Raw genomic sequence first — 17,514 nt, forward strand, 5'->3', positions numbered from 1 at the left:
CTTTATACTTGCTCTGGAACTTTATTTAGCAAGTTATAACAGTTAAACACTTTATATTCTTTAATTACAAAGCTTGAATGCAACGCTACAACATGCTCGATTTTCCCCATCCGTTTAAGCAGAAAATCGCTATAATTTTCCATATCGGTTGCAACAACTTCAAGAATAAAATCGGCAGACTGGCCGGTAACCAGAAATGCATTAATAACTTCAGGAAGCTCTTCGACTTCTTGCAGAAATTTTTCGAAGGTATCACTGTCATGTTTACTCAGGGATACTTGTAGCAAGACATGCAACTTAAAACCAAGTTTTTGAAAATTGATATCACGTTTGAGATTAGTCATCACCTGATTTTCAATAAGCTGTTTAATACGGCGGTGTACCGAACTTACAGAAAGATTAATTCGCTCAGAGAGTTCATTTAAATTCAGGTCTTCGTGTGTCAATATTTCAAGAATTTGCTTGTCGAAACGGTCCAGTCCCATTCTGAGCTCCAGTCATACCGTATATTGAATCATGCTGTGGTACTTATGGTCAGATTTATTTTTATAATCAAATAAATTTTTAGGGTCAAGGGAAAACATGATACTGTTTCCTTCTAGTAGCTATACGTGGATAACCTATAGCCTGTTTCATAAACTTTTGGTTTATATAACTGAAGTCGAATTAAGACCTTGTGAGTTTAGTCAGTGCCCATCTCCCAATAAGCTGACCCTCTTTTCGATCCCTATCACACCCTGACTATTAATTTAACAGCGGCTGAGTCGAATTATTTCCCTTTAATCATTTAATTTCAATATTTTTAGAAAAAATTTTTCACTTTAAGTTTTATTCTTTAAAAATTTTACCAAATTAATGGCTTTTAAGTTTTTTTATTCTCATTATTTTGCACTTTTACAATATTTTTTATCTCTAGATATTTGGAAAGCCTTGCGATAACAAGGCTTATATTACTTATATACCCAGCTACATTCCACGCCAGTCTACTCGGGCATTACGTTCTGTCTCATAAATACGCTGAATATATTGACCTAAATGTAAATCAAGTAAATAAGACTGATAATTCATGAAGTCTTCCGTTCTGTTCTCTTCATGCTCATTTTCCCAAGGTGTTTCGCCAAGCTCAAGCAAAGGCGCCAGCATGGAACATACTGCGATATCGGAAAGACCTAAACGGTCACCAACAAAGTAACGTCCTCCATTTTTGATCAATGCGCTATTTAGCTGTTCTATCAGCTCAGTCATTCTGGCTTTAGATTCAGTTACTTTTTCAGATTCGAGCTGGTATCCCTTGGTTACAAGCGTTTTGATTAAAGGTTTTGAAAATTTCTCAAACTGACGCATATACCCCTGTTCACCGAGCATGATTTCTAAAGGCTCATCGCCCTGTGATAGTGCTTGGGCCAGCCCCCAGCGACGGACATGTTCTCCGAGTTCAGAAGCAACATTATTGATCTGCAATGCCTGCTCTCGCAGCTCCGGGTCACGTCGTAGTAAACTATGTTCAGGATAGGTCTCATCCAGATATAGGGCAATTTCTGTAGAGTCAGCAATCCAGTAGCTGTCATCTTTCAAAACGGGCAAGCTGTTCTGTCCGGTTTTCAATTGGGTAAAGGCCCGGTGAAAGCCTGGAATCAAATTATGCGCAACGTAATCTAACTCTTTATGGTCGAGTAACCAGCGAGCTTTCTCACAAAAATGAGATAAAGGAAACTGGTATAAAGTACGCATAAAAACTCCGGATTATTCTTCTATTTTAACTGACTTTTAAATTAAGACCTGAATATCATTCTACTTTAAAACTGATGGTTCTAAAAATTTTGACCACCTGTTCAGATTTACTTCTTTTCTTATAGCCTTATCCCATCTGTTTTTATAGTTTTTTTTACCATAATTATGCCAATTACATATATAAGATAAATTTCAACCGGTTAAAAACTATATAACTTTAATTAACTTACTGATTTATATAAATCTACTTTATCTGATTTTTTATAAATTTCAGCAGTTTTTTTCTTATAAGCTTTTAATGATAAGTTTCGCATAATAGCTGGTTTAAGTTTGCCAGATAATTCCTTTAAGTTCTGAGTCATCTTAGGAAGGTATAAAGATGACTCATATTACTCAAACTCCCGCTTATATTATAGAAAATGATCAGCAGGCCCTGAATGCAGCTTATCAGGTAGCTGATTTTGCCTTGAATACAAGAAATGAACGGGATCAATGCCGGATCTTACCAATAGAAGAAATTGAACAGTTCAGTTTCAAAGGATTAGGTGGCATCCGTATTCCTAAAGCTTTTGGAGGCGCATTCGTTTCAAACAAGACACTTGCTCAGGTGTTCAGAATTTTATCTAAAGCCGATGCCAATGTCGGTCAAATCCCGCAAAACCAGATTGCCCTGCTCAACATGATTAATATGATGGGAAACGAGCAACAAAAAAAGTTTATTTTCTCTGAAATTCTGCATGGCAAGCGTCTGGCTAATGGTGGCCCAGAGCGCCACACCAAAGACAGTAAAACACTAGAGACCACGCTTAGCGTTAAAGATGGCCAATATATTCTTAATGGTGAAAAGTTCTACTCGACTGGCAGCAGTTTTGCACACTGGCTTGCTATTAAAGCAGTTCATCCTGAAGGCCATGTCGTATTGGTAATTATTAATGCACAGGAAAAAGGCGTAGAAGTCATCAATGACTGGTACGGTTTCGGGCAGCGCACTACAGCTAGCGGCACAGTCCGTCTGAACCAAGTCAGAGTAAATCCTGATCTCATTTTTGATGAAAGAAAACTTTATGAAAAACCTAATTATCGCGGTGCTTATTCGCAGCTACTCCAGGTGGCTATAGATGTTGGTATTGCAGAGGCTGCATTTGCAGAAACTTTAACTGCTGTTCATAAAGCACGCCCTATTATTGACGCACAAGTAGAAAAAGCTAGCTCCGAACATTACACACTACAGGAAGTTGGTAAATTAAATATCCTGCTTGATGCATCTATTATGCTACTGGATGAAGCAGCTGAATATCTCGATGAACTTGACCAGCATAAGACAGTTACAGCGGAGCAGGCAGCACAAGCTTCTATAAGGGTTGCAGAAGCCAAAGTTTATGCCAATGACGCTGCCCTACAGATCTCAGAAAAATTGCTTGAACTTGGCGGCAGTCGTTCCTGCCTGTCCCAGCATCATCTGGACCAGTACTGGCGGAATGCCAGAGTTCATACCTTGCATGACCCGGTACGCTGGAAGTTACATGCCATTGGTAACTATTACCTCAATCAGGCCTTTCCTGCTCGTCACGCCTGGATTTAAGGAAATATCTTATGACCTCATATCAAAATTTTCATCTTAAAGAAGTTTTAGAAAATCAGGCATATATTATCCAAAGCGATGAAGAAGCTTTGGCTATTGCACAGGATTTAAGTCAAAAGTTTAAAGCCGAGGCAGTTCAACGGGACCAAAACCGTATTTTGCCTTTTGAAGAGATAGAAGCCTACAGCCAGTCAGGCTTATGGGCGATTACCGTTCCCAAGCAATATGGGGGTGCAGAAGTTTCAAGTCTGACCGTAGCTAAAGTCATTGCCCTGTTTAGTGGAGTGGACGGTTCAATTGGACAGATTCCTCAAAATCATTTCTATGCACTGGAAGTCCTGCGTAATACAGGTACAGAACGGCAGAAACAGAAGTTTTACACAGAAGTTTTAAAAGGAGCCCGTTTCGGTAATGCACTGGCGGAATTCAAAACCAGATCTGCCGCCCATAAGCATACACAACTGATTGCCGCGGGAAATAACTACGTAATTCAGGGGGAAAAATTTTATTGTACCGGAAGCCTGTTCGCACACCGTATTCCTACGCTGGTTACAGATGCAGAAGGTCGGGAATTTTTAGCTTTTGTAAACCGTAATAGCCAAGGCCTTGAAATCGTAGATGACTGGAGTGGCTTTGGGCAGCGTATAACAGGGAGTGGTACGGTAAAGTTTAATCACGTCGCTGTTGAGCAAGAGGATCTGATTGCCTTTGATACAGCATTCACCCAGCCCACCTTAGTCGGGCCATTTGCCCAGATCATGCATGCTGCAATTGAAGTAGGAATTGCCCGCGCTGCTTTTGAAGAAACATTGCGGCAGGTAAAACAGGCGCGCCCCTGGATTGACTCAGGACTAGATCGTGCTACTCAAGACCCCTTGACTCTGCTAGAACTCGGCCGTGTGGCTGCTGATGTACGTGCCAGTGAGGTTCTCCTCAAACAGGCTGCTCAGGCTATTGAGGTAGCCCGTCCATTACCTACTGTGGAAAATATAGCACAGGCTTCCATTGAGGTAGCTAAGGTTCGTGCACATAGTACAGAAACTGCATTAAAAGCATCCAGCAAACTGATTGAACTGGCAGGTAGCCGGGGTAGCCAGTTAAAAGACGGACTAGACCGTTTCTGGCGTAATGCACGTGTCCATACTTTACATGATGCAGCGCGCTGGAAATATTACTTTATTGGACAATATGTATTGAATGGAGTTTTTCCTCCACGCAGGGGGACATTGTAATGGCAAAGCAATTACCTAAACAGATTTTACTTAATGCTTTTGACATGAATTCAGCAGGACATATTAACCATGGGTTATGGACACATCCACGAGATCAATCACATCGTTTTAATGAACTGAACTACTGGACAGATTTGGCGAAAACTTTAGAGCAAGGATTATTTGACGGGTTATTTCTTGCAGATATTACTGGTGTATATGACGTCTATCAAAACGGTATTGAGCTGACCTTAAAAGAATCAATCCAGCTTCCCAGCCATGACCCCTCTACTCTGGTTTCAGCAATGGCCGCAGTTACCCAGAATCTGGGCTTCGGTATTACGGTAAATCTGAGTTATGAAACGCCGTATCAGTTTGCACGGCGTTTTGCCAGCCTGGACCATCTAACCCATGGCCGAATTGGCTGGAATATTGTGACGGGTTATTTAGATAGTGCTGAAAGATTAATCGGACAAAAAGGCTTGAAGCAACATGATTTGCGTTATGCACAGGCTGAGGAGTTTCTAGAGCTTTGCTATAAATTCTGGGAAGGCTCTTGGGAAAATGATGCAGTTGTAAAGGATCGGCAGAACCGGATATTTACTGAACCGGCGAAAGTGCATTCAATCCGGCATCAGGGCCAATTTTACCAGAGTGAAGGAGTATTTCAGGTTTCACCTTCTCCCCAGCGTACCCCAGTCCTTTTTCAGGCAGGTGCTTCGCCACGTGGTCTTACCTTTGCAACTCAACATGCTGAGGCCATATTTATTGGAGGCGATAAACCGGAAAAAATTAAACAGCAGGTCGAGAAAATTCGAACACTTGCCACTGCACAGGGTCGTGAAGCAGAAGCTATTAAAATTTTTATTGGCATTACTGTGGTTAGCGCTGAAACTGATGCGCTTGCACAGGAAAAACTGGCAGAGTATTGCCACTATGCCAGTCCTGAAGCAGGCCTTGCCCACTATTCCAGTTCTGTCGGCATTGATCTGTCCCAGTTTACAGAACAAGAAACTATTCCCTATCAGCAAACTAACAGTATTGCTTCAGTCAACAATAAATTTAAAGAACAGAAAATTACAGTGGCAGATCTGAAAGACCAACATGTGCTGGGAGGACGTTACCCCCTGATTGTGGGTAGTGGAGCAACTGTAGCGGAACAATTAATTCATTTAATTGATGAAACCGGAATTGATGGTTTTAACCTGACTCGTACGGTTGCCCCGGAATCCCATCAGGACTTTATCCGGTGGGTTATTCCGGAGCTGCAACAGCGCGGTCGCTACAAAACAGCTTATAGCGAAGGTACATTGCGACATAAGTTATTTCAGCAAGGTAACCTGCTCTCTGCACAACATCCGGTGCAACAGTTCCGATGTCTAACCCCGGCCTCTCCCGCCGAAACCCGGCCTATTCAAAAACAGCTTGCATAAAATATTTTAAAAATTTTTAGAGGTGCATGATGGCACAAACAGCAAAAACGAAATTCACTATTTTAGGGGCAGTATTGACCATAGTTATCTTAGGTCTTACTGGCTGGACGTTACAGAAAAAAACAGGTTCAGATGAACTGGTCATCGGGATTAGCCCATCGTTTGCAAAACCGTTACAAGTTGCAGCAGAAGAAGCCAGAAAAGAAGGACTTCATATTAAGCTTGTTGAATTCGCTGACTGGAATACGCCTAATATTACGCTAAATCACGGAGATATTGACGCCAATTTTTTTCAGCATCAGCCATTTTTGGATAATGCAATAAAAGAAACCGGTTTTAAGCTCAAAGCTTTTGCAGCTGGAGCAGCATCTCATGTAGGCCTGTATTCAAAAAAGTATAAAAGCTTTGATGAGTTACCACAAAATGCCAGAGTTGCTATACCAAATGATCCGGTAAATCAGGGTCGTGCTCTCCTGCTCTTGCAGCAAGCCAAACTCATTAGCTTAAAAGATGTAAACAATCATCTGTCCAGTTTACAGGATATTGCTGCAAACCCTAAAAATCTGCAGTTTATCGAAGTTGAAGGACCACAGACCGCACGTGCAATTGATGATGTTGATTTGGCTTTTGGCTATCCTCATTATTTACGTCTGGCAAAAACTGCTGATCCGGAAAGTGCACTGTTATTCGACAAAAATACCAACAAACGCTATGCCATCTTATTTGTAGTCCGTGATGATTACAAAGATGAAGACGATCAATTGAAAAAATTCGTGACTATTTACCAGAACTCCCCAAGAGTGCAAGCCGCTTTAGATGAGGATTTTGGGAAAAAACTCTGGTTCCCTGGCTGGAAGTAAGGAACAGATGATGACCTTATTAAAATCAGATTCTTATAAGTTCTGGCTAATTGGCCTGACAACTCTCTTAGTTATACTCGGTTTGGCTGCTTACCGTTTTAACAGTAATACCCTGCAGAAAGATACTTTAACAATCGGCATTAGCCCACCCTATGCCGATCTGCTACAAAGTGTGGTAGATGATATGAAAGCACAAGGTATTCAGGTCAAGCTGGTTGAGTTTTCAGACTGGCATGCACCCAATGTAGCTGTTCAGAACGGTGATATTGATGCCAATTTTTTTCAGCAAAGCGTTTATCTGGAAAATGCAATTCGTGAAACCCGGTTTAACCTGCATGCATTTGCACCAGGTACTGGCAGCCATGTGGGCTTATATTCAAAAAAGTATCAATCACTAGAGCAACTTCCTGTTCATGCTCGCGTAGTCATACCCAATGATCCGGTCAACTCGGCGCGTGCTTTAATTCTGCTTGCCCGGGCCGGCCTGATTGAAGTTAAAGATATTCAGAATGAATTAACTACACTTCAGGACATTATACGCAATCCTAAACAGTTACAGTTTATTGAGGTGGAAGGTCCACAAACAGCCCATGCCATAGATGAAGCAGATCTTATTTTTGGTTTTCCGCATTATCTGAAAATGGCAAAAGCAGCTAACCCGAAGGATGCCTTATTTTTAGATCCGATAGACAAGAAATACGCCATCTTGTTCGTAACCCGAACAGATTATCAAGATAAAGACCAGAAACTTGCCAGATTTGTACAAGCCTTTCAAACCTCAGAAAAGGTCAAAACAATACTGGATCAGGACTTTGGTCAAGGCATGTGGTTTCAGGGCTGGAAATAAGGAGAAGAATAATGGCGAGTTTTGGTTCTCATACCGAATTTACGGTTTCCCATATCAAGATCAGAAACCTCGACAAATACTACCAAGTACAAGGCAAATCTGTACATGCACTCAAGAATATCAGTCTGGATATTCCTGAAGGTAAAATTTTCGGCATTATTGGCAAAAGCGGTGCCGGAAAGTCCTCTTTGCTACGTACATTAAACGGTCTGGAACAACCCAGTAATGGCAGTATTCATATTCACCAGCAGGACTTGGCCAGCCTGAATCATGCGGAACTTATTCGGCTGCGCCAACGTATCGGAATGATTTTCCAGCACTTTAACCTGATGTCAGCTAAAACGGTGTGGGAAAATGTTGCCCTGCCTCTTAAAATATCAGCACATAAAAAAGCCGAGATTGAACTGCGTGTTAATGAGGCACTGGAACTGGTCGGTTTAAGCAGTAAAGCAGAAAACTATCCTTCACAACTTTCAGGTGGACAGAAACAACGCGTCGGTATTGCACGTGCTCTGGTACACCGCCCTGAAATTTTATTATGTGATGAAGCAACCTCAGCTCTAGACCCGGAAAGTACCTCGGTCATTTTATCGTTACTCAAAAGAATCAATCAGCAAATGGGAATTACAATTGTTCTGATTACCCATGAAATGCAGGTTATCCGGGAAATTTGTGATCAGGTGGTTGTTATTGATCAAGGTGAAATTGTCGAATCTGGTCAGGTGTGGAGTGTTTTTTCAAAACCTGAACAGCAGATTACTCAAGAATTATTAACTCTAGAACAACTGGATTTACCATTTGCAGTGAATTCGAAGGTAACTACAGAGACTACACATACTATTTTAAAACTTTGTTATGAGTCTGCCATACACCATACACCAGATTTAAAAGCCATTCTTGAACAGTTAAATGGTCCAGTTCACTTATATCAGGGCCATGTTGATACGATCCAGCAGCATCTGATCGGTTCACTGATTGTCGCTATACCCGACGTACAGTTAAATCTGAAGCATTTGAAAGAAGCGCTAAAACAATATATTGCCCACATTGAGGTACTTGGCTATGCACGACCAGCTCATTAACCTGCTTTTGACCGGCACTATCGATACATTAATTATGGTAGGCATATCTGCTCTTGCAGCTTTTTTAATTGGTTTACCGATTGCAATTATCCTGATCAATACCAGTGAACATGGTATTTATCCATCACGGATGATTAATCAGCCCTTGGGATGGGTCATTAATATCACACGCTCTGTCCCTTTTTTAATCTTGATGGTAGCTCTGATCCCACTCACACGTCTTATTGTAGGTACCAGTTATGGCGTCTGGGCTGCTGTGGTGCCATTAACTATTGCTGCTACCCCGTTTTTTGCGCGTATTGCTGAAGTCAGCTTACGTGAAGTGGATCATGGCTTGATTGAAGCCGCACAAGCGATGGGTTGTAACCGTAAACAGATTATCTGGCATGTACTTTTACCGGAGGCCCTGCCCGGAATTGTGGCAGGTTTTACCGTTACGATGGTAACCATGATCAATTCTTCTGCAATTGCTGGTGCTATAGGAGCAGGCGGACTTGGTGATATTGCTTACCGTTATGGTTATCAGCGTTTTGATATTACGATTATGCTGGCTGTTATTTTGGTGCTCGTGATCCTGGTGATGCTTATTCAGGCAACTGGAGATGCCCTAGCCAGCCAGCTAGATAAACGCAAGCTTTAAAACAATACAGATTTTCAGGGATTGTGAGATACCATGACTGACTTTGTCATGGCTTTCATGTAAAATCATCGGCAATTTTAGATAACACTTTTTGTGAGTCATTTCATGGGTTTTAATTGCGGTATTGTTGGCCTGCCAAACGTGGGTAAGTCTACCCTTTTTAATGCATTAACCAAGGCTGCCATTGCAGCAGAGAACTTCCCGTTTTGTACTATTGAGCCAAATACCGGAATTGTACCTGTACCCGATCCACGTCTGGACAAGCTGGCTGCTATTGTAAACCCCCAACGTATTATTCCCACCACGATGGAATTTGTTGACATTGCAGGCCTAGTAGCAGGTGCATCCAAAGGTGAAGGTCTAGGTAACCAGTTTCTGGCGAATATCCGTGAAACTGATGCAATTGCTCATGTCGTACGTTGTTTTGAAGATGAAAATGTTATTCATGTAAATGGCAAAATTGATCCATTAGATGATATTGCTACTATTAATACTGAACTGGCACTGGCTGATCTGGAAACTGTAGCCAAAGCTATTTTGCGCTTAACCAAAGTTGCTAAAGGTGGCGATAAAGAAGCGGTAGCAACCAAAGCCGTACTAGAAAAAATTCAGCCTTTACTGGATGAGGGCAAGCCAGCACGTGCAGCAGATTTATCTGATGATGAGCGCAAGCTGGTACGTGGTTTTGGTTTACTGACGTTAAAACCAACCATGTATATTGCAAATGTGGCAGAAGACGGCTTTGAAAATAATCCGCATCTGGATGCTGTTCGCAAACTGGCAGAAGAAGAAAATGCCATTGTGGTACCTCTGTGTAACCAGATTGAAGCTGAAATCTCACTTCTTGAAGATGAAGATCGCGCTGAGTTCCTAGAAGCAATGGGCATGGAAGAACCGGGTTTAAATGTAGTCATCCGTGCCGGTTATGCCTTACTGGGCTTACAAACCTATTTCACGGCAGGGGTGCAAGAAGTTCGTGCATGGACGGTTAAAGTTGGTGCAACTGCACCACAAGCGGCAGGTGTCATTCATACCGACTTTGAAAAAGGTTTTATTCGTGCTGAAGTTGTTGCATACAATGACTTTGTACAGTACAACGGTGAAGCTGGTGCCAAAGAGGCCGGCAAATGGCGTCTAGAAGGTAAAACATATATCGTTCAGGATGGTGATGTTATGCATTTCCGTTTTAACGTATAAAAATATACCCAGTAAAGTAATAAAAATGCCAGTTCATTAATATGACTGGCATTTTTATTAGGCCCTGCTAATTAAAGCCTTTTGTCCATAATTTTAATATACAGCTAACATATTCTTTTTATCTTCATCCAGTATTCTTTTTAATTAAACGTTCCAACTACATTTAAAACTCAATGAAATAGTGGAATAATCAAGTTTGCAGGGAGCAAACGATCAGGTCATGGAACAAATTATTTCAGTCATCCTTCCCATCTTTATTATTTTAAGTGTGGGTTATTTAAGCTTGCGCTTAAACATGCTAAATACTACGCATGTACAGGCAATCATCCAGTTTATTATTAAAGTTTCGCTACCCGCATTTTTACTGTACGCCCTCTCTACCCGTTCCTTTGATGAAATCTGGCAGATGCCTTATTTTCTAGGCTACCTGCTAGGTTCACTGATTTTATTCTTCAGTGCATATACACTTTATCGCCGATTCTTTAAGGTACCTCGCCATCAGGCTGCTGTGATTGGGCTGGGTTCATCCATGTCAAATACCGGCTTTATCGGTACAGCAGTACTCACCTTACTAATTGCCCAGGCCGCTGTTCCCTATCTGGCAATGACCCTGGTGATTGAAAATATTATTTTACTGAGTCTGATGCTGATTTTAATAGAATCTTCAGATCAACAGGATAAGGCTCTATCCACCATTATTCTTTCAACTTTGCAAAATCTTGCTAAAAATCCCATTATTCTTTCAATTATATTGGGCTTGATCTGCTCAGTTTATACCGTTCAGTGGCCTGTCTCGCTAGAGCTTCCACTAAAATCACTAGCTTCTACTGCGTCTCCACTTGCGATTTTTGTGATTGGTGCCAGTCTTGCAACATTGACCATAAAAGACCTTAGCAAAGATGTACTGATTGTATGCGCTATCAAGTTATTGATTATGCCAATTGTAGTGACCAGTATAATTTATATAATGCCGGGAAGCACAGCGAAGATGGCTTATGCAGCTTTAATCCTTTCAGCTCTTCCTATGGCGACAGCATTTGGAATCTATGGGCAATTAAATGGCATTGCTGAGCAGTCAGTTGCGTCTGTCATGCTTAGTACCCTCTTATCTCTTGTGAGTATTGCCCTGATTATGCAATTTATTCCTTCACCTTTTTAATTTAATGTTTAGGCTAATCATTTAATAAAAAATAGCTCATATGTTGAGCTATTTTTTTTAAATTACTTAAACGCCTTTCTTTTTTGGGTCGGTATTACCCAGTTCAGGATGATCAATTGCGCCCTTACACTGTGCCTTATCACGTTCATAATCAGCCTGTTTCTGGCCAGCTTCGGAACCATTTTCAAGAATTTCTCGCGTCCAGATATCCAAACTACTCAATGCCTTACGGCAAAGGGCATATTTTCCTTCAGTCACTGAGTCTGTCATCTTGACATTAATTCGCCAGTCAGTGGTAAGCTGACGGATTGGTTTACGAACTTCCTGTTCCAGACGCTCTGTCTGCTTCTGATAAACCAGTGCATCAATCTCATTCATGAGTTTCCATGCCTGCTGGGCGTAACTGGTGGCATCATTGGTCAGTTTTGGAGCAGGTTTAATCTCGACTTTTCGTTCTGGTTCATTTGATGAGTTGCTGCATGCCTGTAAGCCCAGCACACTGATTAAAACAGGGAGAAGAAGAAATGAACGGTTTAAATGAGCCCGCATTTTAAGTCGCCTAAACAAACATTTTCCTCATATGCTAGTGAATTCGGGTAGAATACTCAATCTGCGTTTTGACCTATTGTTCAACTCTTTAAAAATTCCAGGGTGTATTGTGTCTGAACATGAAAGTTCCGTTTTGACTCAGGCCGGTTTCTGGCAAGGTGCCAGAGATAGCCAGGCCATTATGCTGACCTATTTACCTGTCTCGTTTGCCTTTGGCGTTTCTGCTACCCAGTTTGGGTTTACTGCTTGGGAAGCTTTATTTTTATCCTGCTCCATGTATGCTGGTGCCAGTCAGTTTCTCGTAGTTGCCCTGCTCGGCAGTGGTACATCAATCTGGATGACAGCACTGACTGTTATCGCTTTAGATATTCGGCATCTGCTCTATGGCCCAGCCTTATACAACCTGATTAACCATCAGTTAAACCTGAAAAAGACTGCTGTCTGGGCATGGGGACTTACCGATGAGGTATTTGCCAGTGGCATGATTAAACTCTCCCAACGCCGACAGGAATGGTCAGAGTCATGGATGCTGGGCTTAAGTCTGTTTAGCTGGCTCGCTTGGGCAGGTGGATCATTTCTAGGGGGGATGTTCGCCAATCAGGTGAGTAATTTGCCACGCTTCTTGCAAGCGGCCCTGGACTTTCTATTACCTGCGCTGTTTTTAAGCTTTTTACTTGCGGCTTTTGAGAGAAAACATACTCTGGTGGTAGCAGTATGCTTAATTGTTTCGGCCTTAGCCTGTTATTTTATTAATCTTTCTGCAGCAATTTTTATCGGGATTATTGCCGGTGTTCTGGCCGGCCTGTTTAAGCATTACATCCTCAAGCAGCATGACGATTTAATGGAAACACTATGAATCTGGATATTATTCTGGTCGGTCTCGTCGTGGGAATTGCAAATTTCATTTCCCGTTTTGGCCCATTTTACTTCATTCAAAAGTATCAACAACAGAATCAGCGTCGTGGTGCAATCTGGTTGAGAATTGCGCTGGGGAGTATCGGAATTTCTGCTATTAGCTCTATGCTAGTAGTTGCTACATTACCCCCCCTGATTGAAACACCTGATAAAAGTCTGGCCATGCTGGCGGGTTTCCTTGTACTGATCGGTTTATATTTCAGATTCAGGAAAATCGTACCAGCAACTCTGACCGCAGCCATTGTTTATGGATTGGTCTATACTTACATGCCTGTCTAAATGAAATTTTCTTTTGATTGATCAGAAGATTACTTGATAAAAACTTAAGCTTTTCTTGCTGAAACACTTAACACACGCATGAGTTCTGTTATGCTGTAAGTCCACTTTTGCAAGGATGATTCGCATGAGCGTGACTATCGGTACTCCACTTCAATCTTCAGCGGTCAAAGTCTTGCTGCTTGGTTCGGGAGAGTTAGGTAAGGAAGTCGTCATTTCCTTGCAAAGGTTTGGAGTAGAAGTACATGCAGCGGATCGTTATGAAAACGCGCCGGCCATGCAGGCCGCTCATTTTTCTTATAGCCTCAACATGGCAGATCCCCAACAGTTAAAAGCACTGATTGAGCAAGTCAAACCCCAGTTTATTGTCCCTGAAATTGAAGCAATTGCTACGGAAGTTCTTCTAGAGGTGGAAGCTGGACAACAAGCTGTTGTCATTCCTTCTGCTAAAGCTGTTAACCTGACCATGAACCGTGAAGGCATTCGCCGCCTGGCTGCTGAAGAATTAGGCTTGCCCACCTCTGCTTACCGTTTTGCCGACTCTCTGGAGAGCTTTCGTGCTGCCTGTGATGATATTGGTTATCCTAATTTTGTAAAACCAGTCATGTCATCTTCTGGTAAAGGACAGTCCCGGGTAAAAAGTTTTGATGAAGTTGATGCAGCTTGGGAATATGCACAGACTGGGGGACGGGTAAATCAGGGTAAGGTCATTGTTGAATCACAAATCGATTTTGACTTTGAAATTACTTTATTGACTGTGCGTGCCAAGAATCCGCAAAGCGGCAAAATTGAAACCAGCTTTTGCGATCCGATTGGTCACCGACAGGATTTCGGGGACTATGTTGAAAGCTGGCAGCCGCAGCCCATGTCACCTGTGGCGCTTGAAGAGTCTAAACGGATTGCAGATAAAGTCACTGCGGCACTGGGTGGATGTGGAGTTTTTGGTGTTGAACTTTTTATCAAAGGTGATCAGGTCTGGTTTAGTGAGGTATCTCCCCGTCCACATGATACTGGGTTAGTTACCCTTGCTTCACAGTTCCAAAGTGAATTTGAGCTACATGCACGGGCTATTCTGGGCTTACCTGTAAATACGGAGCGACACAGTGTTGCAGCCAGTGCTGTTATTTATGCTGGCCAAGATAGTTCTAACCTGTCATTTTCTGGTCTGGATCTTGCATTAGCTCATCCTTCTACAGACTTACGCTTGTTTGGCAAACCGGAAGGTTTTAAACGGCGCCGTATGGGTGTTGCTACTACACGCGCAGCAACTATAGAAGAAGCACGTGAACTTGCGCAGCAAACAGCCGCACAAGTAATTGTAAACTCAAATCCATAAAGCTTTACTGCGGAACATGCTCATGATCACTACCTCGCCTCTGCTTAATTATGTCAAAAGCAATCATGATATTCAGGCCATTAATGTATGGCGTACTGATGTTGAAAAGCAGTTACAGGAGAATTATGAAAATGGGCAGTCTATCCGTGACATTATTCTGGCCCGCTCCAATTTAATCGATGAAGCTCTGATCTTCTTATGGCAACATGCGGGGCTCCACCAGACCGATCTTGGTCTGTTTGCTGTAGGGGGTTATGGCCGTCGTGAAATGTTGCCATACTCAGATGTCGATATCATGATTTTGTCTGAAGACGATATCACTCCTGAACAGGAAAGCTTAATTTCTACTTTTATTTCTTCTCTCTGGGATGTGGGAAATTTTAAGCCAGGTATTAGTGTACGCACTATTGCCAGTTGTGTAGAACAGGCCACCAATGATTTAACTGTTGCTACTGCACTGATTGAAGCGCGGCTGATTACTGGAAATCAGCATCTGGCCAGATGGCCACGCCGGATTGTGTCACAGACCTGGACAGATAAAACTTTCTTTGATGCCAAAATGCAGGAGCAGGCAAAGCGTTATGCCCAGCATAATCACACAGAAAGCAATCTGGAACCCGATATTAAAAATGCGCCAGGCGGTATTCGTGACATTAACCAGATTGGCTGGATTGCCAAACGGCATTTTCGGGTTAATCGGATTTATGATCTTGTTCATCTCGGTTTTATTTCCGAATTTGAACTTGCTGTTCTGGAAGAAGCTGAAATTTTTCTTTGGGAAATCCGTCACCACCTGCACCGTCTGGTCAAACGCGATGAAAACAGGCTGCTATTTGATTACCAGCGCGAAATAGCAGCAAAATTTGGCTATGTCCATAAGGAAGGTGAATCTCCGAACTATCCAATTGAGCAGTTCATGAAGCGGTATTACCGTACTGCGCAGCAAGTTTCAACTTTAAATGAAATGCTACTGGCTTATTTTAATGAGTCTGTTATTACCCCGCGGCTACCAAGTTATGAGCGTAAAATTGAAGAAATCAATGAACACTTTAAACTGGTAGACGGTAAACTGGCAGTACAACATCACAAAATATTTTCGGAAAATCCAAGTGCAATTCTGGAGATTTTCTATTTACTGGCTAACCGGCCAGAAATTCAGGGAGTACGTGCCCGAACACTTCGCCTGCTGACCCTAGCAGCCAAGCGAATTGACCAGAGCTTCCGTGATAATCCCATGCATCAAGCCCTTTTCATGGCAATTATACGCTCTCCCTACCGTTTATACGACACATTGGTAGCGATGAAACGTTATGGGGTGCTCGGTAAATACATACCTTCTTTTGGGAAAATTACCGGATTAATGCAATATGACCTGTTTCATATTTATACGGTGGATGCTCATACACTCCTGTTACTCAGAAATTTAAACCGCTTTAAAGAGCCAGAATTTGCGAAAGATTTTCCAGTCGTCAGCTCAGTTTTTCAGCGTCTTGCCCGTCGTGATATCGTATTTTTAGCCGCATTATTTCATGATATTGCCAAAGGCCGCGGGGGGGATCACAGTGAACTGGGTGCAGTTGATGCAATCGAATTCTGCCGTGCACATGGCTTTACTGAACGTGAGTGCAAAATGGTGGCGTGGCTCATCCAGAACCATCTGCTGATGTCATTAACTGCTCAAAAGAAGGATATTTCCGATCCGGATGTGGTTAAAGAATTTGCCGAAAAACTGGGTGATATGGAGCATCTGGATTACCTATACTGTTTAACAGTAGCAGATATTAATGCGACTAATCCAAAACTCTGGAATACGTGGCGTGCCTCATTAATGCGTCAGCTATATACGCATGCACGTGATGTAATTCGTACCGGCTTGGGTCGCCCCGTGGAATACCAGATGCTCATTGAAGATACCAAATTTGCAGCCAGTGAACTTCTGGTAGACGAGTTTGCCCTGGAAGAAGTAGAGAAGGTCTGGCAAGAACTAGGGGATGAGTATTTTCTTAAAGAGTCCGCGAATGAAATTGCCTGGCATACCCGTGCAATCCTGCAACATGGAGATAACCCAGCTCCTCTAGTATTGATGCGGGCTCATCGTAAAGCTGCACAAGATGCTGTCCAGATTTTTATTTATACTCAAGATAAGCCAAATCTGTTTGCGACTACAGTTGCAGTACTGGACCGAATGAATCTCGATGTTCAGGACGCCAGAATTATTACTGCCACAAAAGCATTCAGTCTAGACACTTATGTAGTACTGGACCGTTTTGGAACCTTACTCACTGATGCTGAACGCAAGCAGACCGTTGCAGATGCGCTGGTTCAGGCACTCAGCCATGCCGACAATTACCCGGGGTTAATGCAGCGTCGTATTCCTCGTCAGTTGCGCCATTTTGATGTAAAAAATACTGTCGATATCACCCTAAATCCGGCTTTGCAGCAAAACATGGTGGAAATCTCCACACTTGACCAACCTGGCTTACTTGCTAAAGTAGGCGGTCTGTTTATGATGCAGGGGCTGGATATTCATTCTGCCAAAATTGTCACACTCGGTGAACGGGCCGAAGATATTTTCTTTGTGACCAAAAAGGATGGCATGCCTATGAATGCTGAAGAAGCTCAGCTTTTTTCTGCAAAACTTAAATCAGCACTCGATGAAGCTTCAAGCCAAGTCATAAGCCAGCATTAAGTTACAA

General features: G+C 42.4%; 16 protein-coding genes. 13 read left to right on the plus strand and 3 right to left on the minus strand.

What is annotated here, in order from left to right; translation table 11 throughout:
- Positions 1-2 precede the first annotated feature (2 nt).
- Entirely contained in the window at positions 3-485 is a 483-nt protein-coding gene (locus B3R63_RS04705) for an Lrp/AsnC family transcriptional regulator (protein WP_005019868.1), read from the minus strand.
- 481 nt (positions 486-966) lie between these two features.
- Positions 967-1,731 (minus strand): glutathione S-transferase family protein, encoded by a 765-nt coding sequence (locus tag B3R63_RS04710; RefSeq protein ID WP_286728446.1) that lies wholly within the window; start codon positions 1,729-1,731, stop codon positions 967-969.
- Positions 1,732-2,110: 379 nt separating this feature from the next.
- Between B3R63_RS04710 and B3R63_RS04715 the strand changes: the two genes are divergently transcribed.
- The 9 genes from B3R63_RS04715 to B3R63_RS04755 all read left to right on the plus strand — a co-directional run bounded on the left by B3R63_RS04715 (position 2,111) and on the right by B3R63_RS04755 (position 11,742).
- Entirely contained in the window at positions 2,111-3,313 is a 1,203-nt protein-coding gene (locus tag B3R63_RS04715; protein WP_286728447.1) for an SfnB family sulfur acquisition oxidoreductase, read from the plus strand.
- An 11-nt stretch (positions 3,314-3,324) separates the two neighbouring features.
- Positions 3,325-4,545 carry an SfnB family sulfur acquisition oxidoreductase gene (locus tag B3R63_RS04720; protein WP_286728448.1) on the plus strand — a complete coding sequence of 407 codons (1,221 nt, stop codon included), beginning with the start codon at positions 3,325-3,327 and terminating at the stop codon, positions 4,543-4,545.
- Positions 4,545-5,957: an LLM class flavin-dependent oxidoreductase gene (locus tag B3R63_RS04725; protein ID WP_286728449.1), complete on the plus strand. Its 1,413-nt coding sequence runs from the start codon at positions 4,545-4,547 to the stop codon at positions 5,955-5,957. The genes B3R63_RS04720 and B3R63_RS04725 overlap by 1 nt, the downstream gene beginning before the upstream one ends.
- A 29-nt stretch (positions 5,958-5,986) precedes the next feature.
- Complete coding sequence (locus tag B3R63_RS04730; protein WP_286728894.1) at positions 5,987-6,817, plus strand: MetQ/NlpA family ABC transporter substrate-binding protein; 831 nt, start codon at positions 5,987-5,989, stop codon at positions 6,815-6,817.
- 10 nt (positions 6,818-6,827) lie between these two features.
- Positions 6,828-7,664: a MetQ/NlpA family ABC transporter substrate-binding protein gene (locus tag B3R63_RS04735; RefSeq protein WP_286728450.1), complete on the plus strand. Its 837-nt coding sequence runs from the start codon at positions 6,828-6,830 to the stop codon at positions 7,662-7,664.
- 11 nt (positions 7,665-7,675) lie between these two features.
- Entirely contained in the window at positions 7,676-8,746 is a 1,071-nt protein-coding gene (locus B3R63_RS04740) for a methionine ABC transporter ATP-binding protein (protein ID WP_286728451.1), read from the plus strand.
- The gene (locus B3R63_RS04745; protein WP_286728452.1) at positions 8,727-9,386 is read left to right on the plus strand and encodes a methionine ABC transporter permease; all 660 of its coding nucleotides are present in this window, start codon (positions 8,727-8,729) and stop codon (positions 9,384-9,386) included. The genes B3R63_RS04740 and B3R63_RS04745 overlap by 20 nt, the downstream gene beginning before the upstream one ends.
- 105 nt (positions 9,387-9,491) lie before the next feature.
- Complete coding sequence (ychF, locus tag B3R63_RS04750) at positions 9,492-10,583, plus strand: redox-regulated ATPase YchF (RefSeq protein WP_005019857.1); 1,092 nt, start codon at positions 9,492-9,494, stop codon at positions 10,581-10,583.
- A gap of 220 nt (positions 10,584-10,803) precedes the next feature.
- Positions 10,804-11,742: an AEC family transporter gene (locus B3R63_RS04755; RefSeq protein WP_034428850.1), complete on the plus strand. Its 939-nt coding sequence runs from the start codon at positions 10,804-10,806 to the stop codon at positions 11,740-11,742.
- A 66-nt stretch (positions 11,743-11,808) separates the two neighbouring features.
- Here the strand turns inward: B3R63_RS04755 and B3R63_RS04760 are convergent, their stop codons facing one another.
- The gene (locus tag B3R63_RS04760; protein WP_005019855.1) at positions 11,809-12,291 is read right to left on the minus strand and encodes a hypothetical protein; all 483 of its coding nucleotides are present in this window, start codon (positions 12,289-12,291) and stop codon (positions 11,809-11,811) included.
- Positions 12,292-12,472: 181 nt separating this feature from the next.
- Between B3R63_RS04760 and B3R63_RS04765 the strand changes: the two genes are divergently transcribed.
- The 4 genes from B3R63_RS04765 (at position 12,473) to glnD (ending at position 17,507) form a co-directional block, all read left to right on the plus strand.
- Positions 12,473-13,147, plus strand: a complete 675-nt coding sequence (locus B3R63_RS04765; protein ID WP_286728895.1) for an AzlC family ABC transporter permease — start codon at positions 12,473-12,475, stop codon at positions 13,145-13,147.
- A complete protein-coding gene (gene ygaH / locus B3R63_RS04770; RefSeq protein ID WP_286728453.1) occupies positions 13,144-13,485 on the plus strand; it encodes an L-valine transporter subunit YgaH in 342 nt (113 codons plus the stop codon). Before B3R63_RS04765 ends, ygaH begins: the two co-directional genes overlap by 4 nt.
- Positions 13,486-13,600: 115 nt before the next feature.
- Complete coding sequence (gene purT, locus B3R63_RS04775) at positions 13,601-14,818, plus strand: formate-dependent phosphoribosylglycinamide formyltransferase (RefSeq protein WP_286728454.1); 1,218 nt, start codon at positions 13,601-13,603, stop codon at positions 14,816-14,818.
- Between the two features lie 22 nt (positions 14,819-14,840).
- Entirely contained in the window at positions 14,841-17,507 is a 2,667-nt protein-coding gene (gene glnD / locus B3R63_RS04780) for a [protein-PII] uridylyltransferase (RefSeq protein ID WP_286728455.1), read from the plus strand.
- Positions 17,508-17,514: the final 7 nt, after the last annotated feature.

It is taken from the genome of Acinetobacter sp. UBA1297 (assembly GCF_002307755.1).
In the GTDB taxonomy this organism is placed as follows: Bacteria; Pseudomonadota; Gammaproteobacteria; order Pseudomonadales; family Moraxellaceae; genus Acinetobacter; species Acinetobacter radioresistens.